This window comes from Phycisphaeraceae bacterium (assembly GCA_040222855.1).
GTDB lineage: Bacteria > Planctomycetota > Phycisphaerae > Phycisphaerales > Phycisphaeraceae > Mucisphaera.
The window spans coordinates 233,827-247,231 of the sequence record JAVKCD010000018.1 but is presented as its reverse complement, the minus strand read 5'-3'; the positions used below and the strand labels follow the sequence as shown (position 1 = coordinate 247,231).

Genomic DNA, 13,405 nt, shown 5'->3' with positions numbered 1-13,405 from the left:
GGAAGAAACATGCGCATCGTTGTCACCGGTCAGGTCGGGATGGACAAAAAGGACTACCTCGAGGCCGCCGCCCGGCTCGCTGGGCAGAACGGCGAAAACATCGATCTCTACCACGTCGGCGACCGCATGTACGCCGAAGCCCCCGATGTCCGCCCCGGACGCATCCTCGACCTCCCCCTCTCCCGCCTCCACGCCCTCCGCCGCTCAGCGATGAAGGACATCATCGCCGAGTCCGCCAGCCAGCCCAACATCATCGTCAACACCCACGCCACCTTCCGCTGGCGCCACGGCCTCTTCCCTGCCTTCGACTTTGACCAGCTCCGCCTCCTCCAGCCCGACATCATGGTCTGCCTCGTCGACAACATCGAGGTCGTCCACCACCGCCTCCACTCGGAACACACCCTCGACGCCACCCTCAAAGACCTCATGGTTTGGCGCGAAGAAGAGATCATGGCCACCGAGCTTGCCGCCCAGGCCCTTGGCCCTAACACCCTCTTCTGCATCGTCGCCCGCGGCCGCGAGAACGAAACCCTCGAAGGCATCGTCCGACTCGCTTGCCGCTCGGGCATGCGCCGCGTCTACCCCTCTTTCCCCATGACCCACGTCGTCGGCCTCCCCGACGTCCAGGCCGAGATCGATGCCTTCCGTGCTGAACTCGCGAAGTACTTCATCACCTTCGATCCCGGCGACGTCGACGAGAAACTCCTCCTCGACAACGCCGTCGAAGCCGCCAAGACCGGCCAAGACTTCATCAACGCCGTCATCGTCCGCAACGGCCGCCACCAGACCTTCCCCGTCCCCGTCCGCCAGGTTCTCGACATCGCCGGCGACATCGACGGCCAGATTTACATGCGCGACTTCAAACTCATCGACCAGTCCGACATGATCGTCTCCCTCGTCCCCGAACTCCCAGGCGGGATGCCCGGCCTCTCCTCAGGCGTCGAACGCGAACTCCAGCACGCCTTCGAACACGGCAAAGAGGTCTACGTCGTCTGGAAACCCGCCAAAAACCCCAGCCCCTTCATCACCGAAACCGCCACCAAGGTCTTCCGCACCACCGAAGAGGCCCTCAGCCACTTCGAGACCTCCGGCATGTTCGTGCAGCACAACCTCTTTGGCGTCTAAAGCCGTACCTGATGGTTGGCGAGGCTAGATCACACGATAAAAAAACCCCGGCCAAAAGGCCGGGGTTTTTGATTAACTGGATTCAGTCAGTCTTAGTGACGACGGAGCATCGCGATACCGGCGAGGCCCATCAGAGCCGCCGAAGCCGGCTCGGGAACCACGGCCCCGAAGTTGAAGCTCGCCCGGTTGTTGAACTCACCCGCCACCGAGGTGGGGGTCACGGTGCCGGTGCCAAGCACATTTGAGCCCGCACCAAGGGCAGGATCGTTGAGCGGGAGGCCAGCAGGGGCAATATCAAGGTTCGGCAGGATCGACAGGTCGCCGTTGGGAAGCTGGAACAGGTCGTAGCTTCCACCTGAGGCGGTGTTCAGCAGACCGTACGCAGTCCCGTTCGAGATGCCGCCGCCACCCCAGACCGAACTGGCATACGCGGTTGAACCGGTCAGCCCGGCCACGGTGCGAACACCATCCGTGCGATCGTCCTCGAAGATCTCGAAGACCGCACTCGAGGTCGTGATCAGCGTTGGCGACAGCGTGTCAATAACCAGCTCAAAACGACCGAAGACTTCCACGTCGGTGTCCGCGAGATTCACTTGGTCAATGAAGGTGCCACCAGCCGCAGTCAGTGTGACCGTTTCGATCGTGAACACACCCTGGATCACATCACCCGAGACAGCGGGGGCCCCGCCGTTGAGCGAAGTCGAGATGCTCAGATCGTTAAAGTCGAACCGGATAGGCACACCAGCCAGCCCGTTATCCGTGACGAGCTGAAACAGCTCAAAGTTCAGGGCCGAACCCTGAGCCATACCCGAAAAGGTCATGCCTGCCGCTGTCGCAGCAAACAACATTGTCTTAGTCTTGAACATAGTTTTCTCCTCGTTTTCTGACACATCAGGACGCACCCCTCGAACTGGGGACACACGCCTGTCGATGTCGTGATCATTCTTTTGATCTGGCAGGCAAAGCTCTACCGGATCTCCTTCGCGGTCTGAACCGACGAAAGACCTCTCCAATATCAATAGCATACACCGTATTAGGCCGTGCACAAGTGGCTAGATCGCCCATTCTCCGATTTTACGCAAATCTCACCCCCTGCCATTTCAGCGGGGGCTGGGTGGGCAGGCAGAACAAGTCGCCTCTGGCCTAGCCCTGAATGTAAAAGTCTAAAAACAAAGACCGTTACAAAAAAAAGCCCCGAGGGTGAGTCGGGGCTGGTTCGGGGCGTGCTAGGTAGCTCAGGACGGGTGACTGTGGGTCATCGGCCTCGTCGGCGGGCAAGGACCCCAAGCCCTGCGAGCGTCGCCAGAGCCGCGGACGTGGGCTCCGGCACCACCACGAGGTTTCCTCTCAACTCGCCTCCAGCGAACTGGCCGGAGTGGATGTTCAGGTAGAACTTGCTGGCGAGCAGGTCGGCTTCCTCCGGCTCCGTGAGCGACGCCGTTCCCGTCACTCGCCCGCCGGTTGCACCGATGGCCACCAGAGGCGTGCTCAGCGTCACATTCGCGTCGGTTCCCGTGTTGAGGAACAGCGCGATCCCGCCATTCTGGTTCAGGGGGTCATCCCCGGGGCTGGCAATATGGAAGTGGATGCCCTTCGCGGCATCGCGCAGGCCACCGGTCAGGCCGCTGAACTCAAAATCAAACGTCAGGATGTTCGTATCCGTGTCGTAGGTCAGGCTTTCGCCGATCTCCGCGCCCACCGCAGAGGAGACGACCGACCCCGGCTCGTTGCCGGGCAGCAGCCCCTCACCCGCCTTCCCGATGAAATCCAGGGGCAGCAGCGCTCCCTGCGCGTAGCCAGCCAGGCCAACCACCATCAGGCTCATCGCCCAGGTCTTTACTCCACGCATTCTCAAGCTCCTTTTCTGGTCTGACATTCTGTGGCAAGCGGTCACGATGCCCGCCAGCCGGGTTGAAGCAAATCACCTAGCTATCCTAAGCCCCCACGGCCGGCTGGCAAGGGTGGGCAAGAAAAATCTCAGGGATCGATTTTCTTCCGGGGATACCCCACGCCCATCAGCGCTAGGCATACGAGCGACGCCCACATGGGCACCCAGAACAGCCGCCCGTAACTGATGACGCCATCCGTGGTCGCCCAGATCGCCACCCGCCCCGCGATCAGCGAGCCGACGATGATGCCCAGGCCGACGAACACCAGGTTGAACAGGCTCTGGGCCGACGCCCGGACATCGTGCGGGGCCTCCTCATCGACGACCATGAATGCGACGAAAATGAAGCAGCCGAAGCACACGCCGTGTAGTGGGATGGTCGCCATCAGCACCGGCAGCTGCGCCCCCTCCGGGAACAGATCGATGTACGCAAACACCGCCATCCGGACCGCATAGGCCGCGAGCCCCGCCATCAGCAGCCACTTGCGCGCCACCCCACGCCCGTAGGCGGCGATCAGGCCGATCACGATGACCTCGGCGACCTGCCCGAGTGTCATCAGCCCTGCCCCGCCGACGCCGAAGACCGCGTTGATCGCCTCCGCGATCCGGCTCCCGCCCAGTTCCACCTGCTTCTGCGCCAGGAAGCCTGACGCGTGCACAAAATAGAACTGGTGGATGCAGCTCACCGGCACCGAGATCAGGAACAGCATCAGCAACGGCTGCCGTAGCGTCGCCTTGACCGCCCGCAGCGGGGCCGCGGTGTGGCTCTCCCGGCTGGGCGGGGTCGCGGGCAAACCCAGCAGGCAATACACGCCCAGCAATCCGCCCAGCACCGCGCTCAATCGAAAGGCGTCCGCCATGCCCGCTTGCTGTGCCGCCAGCACCTCTGCCGCACTCCCGTCCGCTGGCGTGTGCACGCGCAGCAACCATTGTCCCAGCGTGATCCCCACCACGATCCAGCCGACTGTCCCCCACAGACGGACCTTTCCGAAATCACGATCACGGTCCGGTAGATGGTGGAACGCCAGCGAGTTGGTCAATGACAGCGTCGGGGCGTAGATCAGCGAATAAACCAGCGAAAACAAGAGGAACGACCCGTAACTCTCGAGCCAGGCCAGTTGCCACACCAGCGCGGCACCCAGCAGATGGCTCACCCCCAGGAAGACCTGGGTCGGGATGTACCGGTCTGCGATCTGGCCAGCGATAAACGGCGCGACGATCGCGCCCACGGCCCCGACGGCGAAGATGTTGCTCACCTGCTGGGCATCAAACCCGCGACTCCCGGTGAGAAACGGCCAGAGCAGGGGCAACCAGGCCCCCCAGATGGCGTACTGGAGGAACATCATCAGCGACAGGCGTGCGTGCAGTCCGGCCGACAGCCGCGGGGCGGGGTCACTCATCCGGGCATCCCTTTCAGATTCAACGAGTCAGATCCACGACAGAACGCCGGGAATGCTAACCCCTGCTCCCTAGCCCCGCACCTAACGCTCGCCCTTGATGGCGCACACGGTGATCAAGGCCGCCGACAGGATCGCGGACCCTGTAAGGATGAGGGCCACCGCAGGCACAGGCGGCAGCCAGAGCAGGGTCGTCAGCAGCAATCCGTCCAGCACCAGAAAGGCGCCCAGCGCCCACCACCCCTCCCGGCGCACCGGCAGCCCCCAGCCGTAGCCGTTTTTCTTCTTGGGGAACCAGAACTCCGGTTTGTCCCTGGGATCGAGCGGATCGTTATCCACGATGGGCAACCTCCTGCGGCTGCGAGGCTTTGGCGGCCCTGAGCGTCGCCTTGAGAGCCTCGGCTTTCAGCAGCGTCTCCTGCCACTCTGCGGCGGGATCGGAATCGGCCACGATCCCGCCGCCGACGCCGTAGCGGAGGGTGCCGCGTCTGGTTCGCCGGTCCTGGGTGATGGCGGCGGTGCGGATGGCGATGTTCCAGCAGGCTCGGTCGCCTGAGACGTAGCCGATGGACCCGCAGTAGGGCCCGCGCCAGTCCGGTTCGAGGTGATCGATGAGTTTCATGGCCTGAATCTTGGGTGCGCCGGTGATCGACCCGCCTGGGGACGCGAGCCGCATCGCTTCGACCCAGGACACGTTTTTGCGGAGTGCTGCGGTGACTGTGGCGACGGCATGGGAGATGGTGGGGTGGGATTCGGTGTGGCGGTTCTGCTCGACGCGCACGGAGCCGATGTGCGCACTCCGGCCGAGGTCGTTTCGGAGCACATCGACGATCATGTTCAGCTCCGCGGCGTCCTTTTCGGAGGTGAGGAGCGACTTTTCATTGGATGCGGATGCGGTGCCCTTGATGGGTCGGGTGGTGACGTTTGGGCCTTGAAACTCGAGAAAAAGCTCGGGAGAGATGGATGTCAGGACACGCTTGGGCTCGTCCTCGGGTCCGAGCAGCTCGACCAGCCCGCCAAACCAGGCGGGTGATTGCTTGACCAGATCGGCATAAAAAGCGCGCGCACAGCCCTCAAACTCGGCGTCCAAGTGATAGGTAAGGTTGGTTTGGAACAGGTCGCCACGCCGAATCGCCTCGATGATTGTGCGCACGCGCATGCTGTAAGCGGCTTCATCCATGGATGTGCGCATTTCACCGGCTCGCCAGTCGCCTTGCGCACCCAGAATTTTTGCGGGCAGAGGCCCAGCGTCGAACTCCTCGACATCTTCCAGCCGTTGGACCTGGAGCACCGGCCAGCCCAGGGTGTCTCTCCCTGCATCCAGATCGCCCTCCAAGGATCGACCGGCCTCATAACCGACATAACCGGCCCAAACGGACCGGGATTCTGAAAGCTTCGCCAGGACCTCGAACGGCTCGGCGAACCGCTGCGTACTTACGATGGAGCCGCTCTCGTCGAGCCGTTCTCCTGCCCATTTTCCTGAGGGGTCGATCCATAGACGCCAGGCTTCGACCGCACGCCCGACGATGGTCCGCTGGGCCCAGCGCTCGTGGGGTCGTGCCGAGTGCAGCACCGTCAGAGCTCCCCCAAGCCGTGCCACCGGCATCTCGCGATGAGCGTCTGCATCGACGCGAGCGGGGGGGTGAGTGGGGGGGGTGGGGGGCATGAGGACAGTGTAGGACTGGCCAGCAGTCCCTGAATCGCCTGGCTCGATGGACCGATAGCCCTTTAGAGAGGTTTGGCATGACGACGGCTCCTGCTAACAGAACCAAGAGCGACCTCGCGGCGGCGTTGCCCATCGACGGCATCAGGCTTGTTGCGATCGGTGCGTCCACCGGTGCCCCGGAGCTGGTCCGTCAGATCATCATCAATCTGCCAGCCGACCTCCGCGTGCCTATCTTCGTTGCCCAGCACATGCCTCCGGCGTTCACCGAGTCGATGGCGCTGTCTATTGCACGGGAAGCGCCCCTGGCGGTGCATCATGCTGAGAACGGCATGCCGGTGCTTCCGGGTGTTGTTTACATCGGGCAGGGCCACCGGCATATGTCGGTGTGGAAAGGCGCGACGGGCCGACCCACCATCCGCATCGCCAAGGAGCCGGAGCACAAGCTGTACCGGCCCTCCGCGGACGTGCTCTTTGCTTCTGCTAATGAGGTCCGTCCGGGCCGAGTGCTGGCCATCGTGATGTCGGGCATCGGCACCGATGGGCTTGAAGGGGCTCACCACGTTCGTCACTCGGGCGGGCTCGTGGTCACGCAGTCTGCCGACACCTGTGCTGTCTACGGCATGCCCCGGGCGTGCGACGAGGCGGGACTCTCCAACGCCTCTCTCAGCCCTGAGAATATTCGCCGGTTGCTTGCCCGCTTCTCGGCGGCGTCTGCCTGAGTCAGGCGGGTTTGAGTTATCATTCTTGGATGAGCCAGAATCCCGGGAGTTCTTCCGAAAGCCCGACAGCGAATGCCTCCAAACCGCCTCACTCGGTAGCACCACCCAGTGGTCGTTATTGGAAGCGTGGCCTGGTTCTTCTGATTCTTGTGATCGTCGGGGTCGTGGTCTGGGAGGAAGTTCTCGAGGACCGACTGATCGCCAAACGATTTGGCACGATCATTCCCGGCGAGGTTTACCGGTCGGGGCAGATTTCGCCTTACCTGATCGAAGACGTTCTCCGCGATAACGAGATCGATGTGGTGATCGACTTCACCGGCATCGGCAACGGCCCGGATGAAGAGCAGCAAGCCGAGACCGCAGCGATCGCGAGTCTCGGGATCACGGGTCATCGCTTCCCGCTGGCCGGCGATGGGACGGGTAATCCTGAGTCGTATGTCTCGGCGCTGGTAACGCTCCGCCAGGCGATGGCGAGTGACCAGCAGGTGCTGATGCACTGTTCGGCTGGCTCACAGCGCACGGGTGGGGCGACCGGGTTCTACCGACTGTTTTATGAAGGCTGGACGCCTGAGCAGGTCATCGAAGAGCTCAAGCAGTACGACTGGAGTCCTCGGAAGGACACCATCCTGCTGCATTATATGAATGAGCACATGGCGTTCATCGCGCAGCGCCTTGTCGAGGAAGGCGCTTTGGCGGCAGTGCCCGACCCGTTACCTGTGATGCCTGTCGGTCCTGACGAGTGATCGCGCCGCGCCGCCAGCACACAGCGCGATGGCTGCTTGCCATCTTTCTGGGCGTTTTCCTGTCGCACTTCTTATTTCTCAGTAATCCGCCTCTCGCGCGAACCGAGGTTCACCGTGCTCTTGTCGCGATGGACGTGCTCGATCAGGGCCATTGGGTTCTGACTTCTATTCTCGACGAGCCGTATCTGCGCAAGCCGCCGTTTCATCCGTGGACGCTGGCGGCGACGGCCTGGCTGCTCGACTCGCGCGAGCCTTGGGTGTTTCGGATGCCGTCAATCCTCGCGGCGGCGGGTTGTGCGGCCTGGCTGGCGTGGCTGGGGATGCGCTGGTTCGGGCGGACGGCGGGGCTTGCCGCGGGGTTTACGTTTTTGTGGCTGTTCCCGCTCTGGTCGCAGAATCGTTCGGCGGAGATCGACGGCCTCAATACGTTTCTGGCGATCCTGACCTGGGGCTGTCTGGTTGAGCTGGCCCTGGGTCGGCCCCGATATGTCTGGCGGTGGTCGGCGCTGGCGACGCTTGCGCTCGCGGCGGCGCTGCTGGCCAAGGGCCCGGCGGCGCTGACGGTTGTCCTTGCCGGGGTCATCGCGCCTTGTCTGGCCGGAGCCGGTGTGCGTTGGCTGCTGCGGCCCGTGGTGCTCGTGATCTTTCCTCTGGCTGCGGTGCTCGCCGGTTCATGGGTCGTTGCTGTTGAGGTCATCACGGCCAGTGCTTCTCGTGAAACGCAGCAAGCTGGCATCACCGAAGTGATCGAGCGATTCGGCACGCTGCTCGACCCGGCTCACATGGTCGGTGTGTTGACGATGCCGCTGGTGCTGACGTTGTTTGCTCTGCCTGTTTCTCTGTTCGCCGGGCTTGCGATGTTGCCCTCGGCGCGGGTTTCTGTGCAGCCCCAGCGGAAGCGCCGGCTTGACGCCACGCTCTGGTCTTTTGGGATCGCCTGCACGCTGGTGGTGTTGTTTCTGCTTGAGAACCCACGCTACGGCTACATCATCCTGCCGATCCTGTGCCTGCCTGCGGGCGTGACGCTGAGTCGATTTCTGCACGGCAAGCTCTCTGCTTCACTCGCTGGCATACTCACCCGTGTGGTCCCGGTGTTATGGATCACTGCGGTGGTTGCCCTGATCGTCATCACGATCCAGGTTGCGCCGCTAGCTCTTTCGCCGAGCGTGAGCCTGGGCGTCATTTGCACGGCTCTCATCACCCTCACCTTGATCCGTTGGCGGGCGTTGACGTCGGCCCGATGGCTGCTGATGGCGACGCTAATCCTCGCCGCCAGTTCGACGGGTTACACGCTGCTCAAGGCCGACCAGCGGGCGACGCTGTCTTCGGCGAACGTCGCGCCGCAACTCGCGGCTCATCTCGCTGCGCCCGGCGAGACGGTCATCACCGGGCGGATGTGGAACGACAAGCCGGGATTGTTTTATTACGCGCAGGCTCAACCTCGGCAACGCCTTAACGAAGCGCTCGAAGGCACGCCCTCAGAGCTGTCGACGCTTTATGCGCTCTATCCGCATGAGGCGGAGACGCTGGAGGCGGTGTATCCGGGGCGGGTGGCGGTGCTGGAGACGGTCGAAGCCGAGCGGTGGCGGTATGTGATTGTCAGGCTTCTCCCGGCTGCGTCATCGGATTAGACTGGATGTCATGGCGCGATTGTCCCGGGAGCTTGAACAGGCGTATCGGAGGACGAGCTACACGGCGGAGACGCCTAGGGGGGTGATTACGCTGCGGATCGGTGAGCCGTGTCCGGAGCTGGCTGAGTTGATGCGGGAGCACGGGGCGAAGACGGCGGCTTATCTGACGGCGATGAATCCGAGGTCAGAGATTCTGTCAGACGAGGAGAATGCGAAGCGGTTGGCGGAGTTAGACGCTTTGCTTCAATCAGAAGGTTGGATGTTTTTTAAGGGTAAGGCTATTGCTGATACGGGCGATTGGCCAGACGAGGACTCTAGACTCATCATAGGGATGGATGTCGAGGACGGGGCTTTAGAGCTTGGCTATTGTTTAGGCCAGAAGGCAATCGTTGTGGTCTCCGGAGAAGATCCTTCCCCCCAGCTCTATGAACTGCCAGAGAATAAAGATCGACCGTTAAGCCCATCGGACTATCAGCGAATCCATCTCGTATCTCAAACAAGTATCGCGCAAACACTCATAGCGGCTATTTTTGGATTGTTATTTGTGTGCTTTGCTTATGTGATATGGTTCAATAGCACCGGGGTTAGCAGTATTCATCATATGGTCGGAGCCATAGTGATGGGGCTAGCTGCTCTATTATGCGGCTTCCTGTTCTGGTGTTCTTTACTCGACACCTATACATATTATATTCTTCGTGCCTCTCATAGATAGCGAACTTCGCACGAGCGACACCTGCTTTCTTGACCTAATACTCCCGCCTCTGCCTTGCCGCCGGGATGCCGAGTTGTTTGCGGTATTTCGCGACGGTTCGGCGGGCGATGTCGATGCCTTTGGTTTTGAGGGCGTCGGCGAGGGCGTCGTCGCTGAGGGGTTCGGCTTTGTCTTCTTCGGCGACGATCTCTTTGAGTTTGGCCTGGACGGCGGCCCAGCTCATCGCGTCGCCTTCTTCGGTTTCGGTTCCGCCTGAGAAGAACATGCGGAGCGGGTAGATGCCGCGGGGGGTCTGGAGGTATTTTTCGGAGACGGCGCGGCTGACGGTGGCGACGTGGATGCCGAGTTGGTCGGCGACTTGGGTCATTGGTAGAGGTTTGAGTCCAGCTTCGCCCTGCTCGAAGAACTCCCGCTGGGCGAGGACGACGACGTTGATGACACGTAGCAGGGTGTTCTGCCGCTGGACGATGGCGTCGAGGAGCCAGCTCGCTTCGCGGAGGTTGTTTCCGACGAAGTCACGGGTGCGCTTCTCGACGGACTTGTCTTTGGCCAGTTCCTGATAGGACGGGCTGATCTGGAGGGTGGGCAGGCGGCTGTTGGTGAGGGTGGCGGTGTAGCAATCGGCGTCTTCGTCGAACTCGATGACGGCGTCGGGGATGATCGAGCGTGGGCCGTCATCCGAGAGCTGTCGGCCGGGGTGCGGCTGGAAGTGCCGGAGCATGCGGAGGCCGTCCTTGATCTCGTCGAGGGTCAGGCCCGAGTCTTTCGCGATCTTGGGCAGCCGGTTTCCCTCGATGTCGTCGAGGAACTCGTCCACCAGCAGTTCGGCGTGATCCAGCATGTCACTCTCGTCGCGCTCGGCCCGGCGGTAGGCTTCGATCTGCAGCAGCAGGCACTCGCGGAGGTCGCGGGCGCCGAGGCCGGCGGGTTCGAGGACCTGCTGGAGTTTGAGGAGGGCTGATCGGAGCACCGGCACGCCCCAGCCATCGGTCGATTGTTCGGCGAGCGTTTCGAGTGGCGTGCGGATGTAGCCGTCGGCGTCGACGTTGCTGATCAGGTATTCGCCGGCACCCAGCACATCGTCATCGGCCTCGACGAGTCGCCACTGGTCCATGAGTTGTTCGTAGAGCGACAGCCCGCGGGACGCGGTGTTGGCCATGGCGTCCATCTTGGCGTCGCGCTCGCCGGTGCCGCGGGTGAAGGGTCTAGGCGACCAGTCGTCGCTGCCTTGGGTGTTGGAGGACCAGGATTCGCCGTATTCGTTGGTGAGGTTGTTGAGGCGCTCGAAGTCTTCGGCGTTGTCGCTTCCTGCTTTCGAGCCTTCTTCGACGCGGAGCTCGCGTTCGCCTTCGCGGTCGGCGCGGTCGGTTTCGACGCGGGCGGCTTCGGCGTCGAACGCCTCGGCTCCCGGCTCGGCCAGTTCGAGGGTCGGGTTGCTGCCCAACTCCTGCTCGATGCGCTCCTCGAGCGCGGCGAGGGGCATCTGGAGGATCTCCATCGACTGGATCATGCGCGGGGCCAGCTTCATCCGCTGGTCGATCCGCATGTGTTGTCCGGTCGAGATCCTCATACCCGATGCATCCTTTTGACCCCGGCAGGGGGGTCATCGAGTCCACACACTCGTGTTATCGGTCCTTTGATGGCCCTTCGTCACCCCATGGGGGTGCGTCCCTGAACGGCGTCGGACAGGACCGCTTTCGAGACCCCGGCGAAGGTTGATCCGGTGGGCATGCCCCGGGCCAATCGCGTCACCCGGACGCCAAGCCCTTCGAGGCGTTCCATGAGGACCAGCGCGGTGCCGTCGCCCTCCAGTGTCGGTGTGGTCCCGAGGACCACCTCCTCCACACCCCCCAGTTTCACTCGTTTAACTAGGGCTTCCAGATTGATCTCGCCGATGCCCACGCCCTCCAGCGGGGCGACTCGTCCGAGGAGGACGTGGTAGCGACCGCGCCAGATCCCGAGTTGCTCGAAGGCCACGATGTCCGAGGGGCGCTCGACGACCATGACGGATCGACCGTCCCGCTTGCTATCTGAGCAGATCGAGCAGGGGTCGGCTTCGGTCAGATTCCCGCATTCCGAGCACACCTTCAGGTCCGTGACCAGGGCCCGCAGGGCGGTCGCCAGGTCTTCGGCCTCCGCTGGGGGCTGGCGGATCAGGTGAAAAGCGATCCGCTCGGCTGAGCGCTTGCCGATCCCCGGCAGGCGGCCGAGCCGCTCGATCAGTCGCCCCCAGGCGGATTCCTGTTCCAACTGCTTCATGCTGGCATGGTATTCGCTACACGGCCCGAGAGTCGCCTGAAATCCGGGTTCTGCGGAGAGTTCGGGTCAGCCCTACCCATGGGGCGGTGGGGGGGCTACCCTGAGCCCATGAACCCCGATGACCATGTTTGCCTGTGCTTCCACGTCTCCCAGCGGAAGATCGTCAACTACTGCCAGCGCGAGCAGCCCCCGGTGGCCTCCCTCATCTCTGACTGCCTCTCCGCGGGGACGGGCTGCGGGTGGTGCATCCCGTTCCTCAAGTCCCTTCACAAGCAGTGCGCCCGGGGTGATGAGAACCCCGACCTGCCGTTCTCGCCCGAAGAATATGCCCGCAGCCGGATGCACTACCGCACGACCGGCGAACGACCCTCAGAAGCAGAAGAATCAAACGAACCCAGCGACCCCTAAGCCCGCACCAGGGCGCTGTGCTCCACCGCGTTCTTGAGCATCAGCAGACCCTCGGGGGTGCGTCTTAGAAAATCCTCGCTCTGCCTTGTCCATCGTGGGTGCTGCAACGTGTCGATCCATCGCTCGGGGTGAGGCATCAAGCCCAGTACCAGCCCGCTCGGATCACACAGTCCCGCCACGCGACCCGCCGAACCGTTCACGTCCTCGCTGTACCGAAGGGCCACCTGCCCGCCTGCCTCCAGAGAACTGAGCAAACCGGCGTCCAGCGCCAGCCGACCCTCGCCGTGGGCGATGGGTAGCTCGAACCCCTGTTCCAGCCCGCGCATCCAGATGCATCGGCTCTCCGCCACCGGCTCCACGCCGACCCAACGATCCACAAACCGCCCCGAAGTATTGAGCGAGAGCGTGACCGACTGGCCTTGTGCCTCCGGATCGGGCAGCAAACCCGCCTTCACGAGCACCTGAAAGCCGTTGCAGACCCCGATAATCGGTACGCCCCGGCCCACCGCAGCCCGCAGCGGGGCCATCAAAAACCGCCTGACACGATCCGCAAACACGCGCCCCGCCGCAAGGTCGTCCCCGTAGCTAAACCCCCCAGGAAACCCGATCAGCCCCGCCCGGTCCAGCGGCGAGGGGTCGGCGATCAAGGCATCGAGGTGCACCAAGACCGGTTGGGCCCCCGCGGCCTCAAAGCCATGGGCCAGCTCAAGGTCGCAGTTGGTGCCCGGAGCCCGCACGATTAATGCCTGTGAACGACTCATCAGACCATCCTAACCGGGCTCCGCACCAACCCTCTAATGGTTGACACACAGGGCCCTTTCCGGGTTACACTGTCCGGTTCGCACGGAGGCGGTCGA

14 protein-coding genes are annotated in these 13,405 nt (G+C 62.9%); 6 read left to right on the top strand and 8 right to left on the bottom strand.

Annotated features, from left to right (window positions below; genetic code table 11):
* Positions 1 to 9: 9 nt before the first annotated feature.
* The gene (locus RIG82_04705) at positions 10 to 1,125 is read left to right on the top strand and encodes an ATP-binding protein (GenBank protein MEQ9460230.1); all 1,116 of its coding nucleotides are present in this window, start codon (positions 10 to 12) and stop codon (positions 1,123 to 1,125) included.
* A gap of 92 nt (positions 1,126 to 1,217) precedes the next feature.
* On the opposite strand, the gene RIG82_04700 is transcribed toward RIG82_04705, so the two are convergent.
* From RIG82_04700 to RIG82_04680, 5 genes are all read right to left on the bottom strand, one after another.
* Positions 1,218 to 1,991, bottom strand: coding sequence for a PEP-CTERM sorting domain-containing protein (locus RIG82_04700; GenBank protein ID MEQ9460229.1), 774 nt, complete (start codon positions 1,989 to 1,991; stop codon positions 1,218 to 1,220).
* A gap of 389 nt (positions 1,992 to 2,380) precedes the next feature.
* On the bottom strand, positions 2,381 to 2,974 hold the full coding sequence (locus RIG82_04695; GenBank protein ID MEQ9460228.1) for a CHRD domain-containing protein: 594 nt from the start codon (positions 2,972 to 2,974) through the stop codon (positions 2,381 to 2,383).
* A gap of 128 nt (positions 2,975 to 3,102) precedes the next feature.
* On the bottom strand, positions 3,103 to 4,413 hold the full coding sequence (locus RIG82_04690; protein MEQ9460227.1) for an MFS transporter: 1,311 nt from the start codon (positions 4,411 to 4,413) through the stop codon (positions 3,103 to 3,105).
* 81 nt (positions 4,414 to 4,494) lie between these two features.
* Complete coding sequence (locus RIG82_04685; GenBank protein ID MEQ9460226.1) at positions 4,495 to 4,749, bottom strand: hypothetical protein; 255 nt, start codon at positions 4,747 to 4,749, stop codon at positions 4,495 to 4,497.
* Positions 4,742 to 6,076, bottom strand: a complete 1,335-nt coding sequence (locus RIG82_04680; protein ID MEQ9460225.1) for an anthranilate synthase component I family protein — start codon at positions 6,074 to 6,076, stop codon at positions 4,742 to 4,744. Before RIG82_04680 ends, RIG82_04685 begins: the two co-directional genes overlap by 8 nt.
* Before the next feature lie 77 nt (positions 6,077 to 6,153).
* Between RIG82_04680 and RIG82_04675 the strand changes: the two genes are divergently transcribed.
* The 4 genes from RIG82_04675 to RIG82_04660 all read left to right on the top strand — a co-directional run bounded on the left by RIG82_04675 (position 6,154) and on the right by RIG82_04660 (position 9,881).
* A complete protein-coding gene (locus RIG82_04675) occupies positions 6,154 to 6,795 on the top strand; it encodes a CheB methylesterase domain-containing protein (GenBank protein MEQ9460224.1) in 642 nt (213 codons plus the stop codon).
* A gap of 29 nt (positions 6,796 to 6,824) precedes the next feature.
* Entirely contained in the window at positions 6,825 to 7,538 is a 714-nt protein-coding gene (locus RIG82_04670) for a tyrosine-protein phosphatase (protein ID MEQ9460223.1), read from the top strand.
* A gap of 128 nt (positions 7,539 to 7,666) precedes the next feature.
* Positions 7,667 to 9,169 carry a hypothetical protein gene (locus RIG82_04665; GenBank protein ID MEQ9460222.1) on the top strand — a complete coding sequence of 501 codons (1,503 nt, stop codon included), beginning with the start codon at positions 7,667 to 7,669 and terminating at the stop codon, positions 9,167 to 9,169.
* A gap of 10 nt (positions 9,170 to 9,179) precedes the next feature.
* Complete coding sequence (locus RIG82_04660) at positions 9,180 to 9,881, top strand: DUF3293 domain-containing protein (GenBank protein MEQ9460221.1); 702 nt, start codon at positions 9,180 to 9,182, stop codon at positions 9,879 to 9,881.
* 34 nt (positions 9,882 to 9,915) lie between these two features.
* Here RIG82_04660 and rpoN read toward each other — a convergent pair whose 3' ends face one another.
* Positions 9,916 to 11,451: an RNA polymerase factor sigma-54 gene (gene rpoN / locus RIG82_04655; protein MEQ9460220.1), complete on the bottom strand. Its 1,536-nt coding sequence runs from the start codon at positions 11,449 to 11,451 to the stop codon at positions 9,916 to 9,918.
* Positions 11,452 to 11,531: 80 nt separating this feature from the next.
* Complete coding sequence (gene recR / locus RIG82_04650) at positions 11,532 to 12,140, bottom strand: recombination mediator RecR (protein MEQ9460219.1); 609 nt, start codon at positions 12,138 to 12,140, stop codon at positions 11,532 to 11,534.
* 108 nt (positions 12,141 to 12,248) lie between these two features.
* Between recR and RIG82_04645 the strand changes: the two genes are divergently transcribed.
* On the top strand, positions 12,249 to 12,548 hold the full coding sequence (locus RIG82_04645) for a (2Fe-2S)-binding protein (protein ID MEQ9460218.1): 300 nt from the start codon (positions 12,249 to 12,251) through the stop codon (positions 12,546 to 12,548).
* Here RIG82_04645 and RIG82_04640 read toward each other — a convergent pair.
* A complete protein-coding gene (locus RIG82_04640; protein ID MEQ9460217.1) occupies positions 12,545 to 13,309 on the bottom strand; it encodes a phosphoribosylformylglycinamidine synthase subunit PurQ in 765 nt (254 codons plus the stop codon). The genes RIG82_04645 and RIG82_04640 overlap by 4 nt on opposite strands.
* Positions 13,310 to 13,405: the final 96 nt, after the last annotated feature.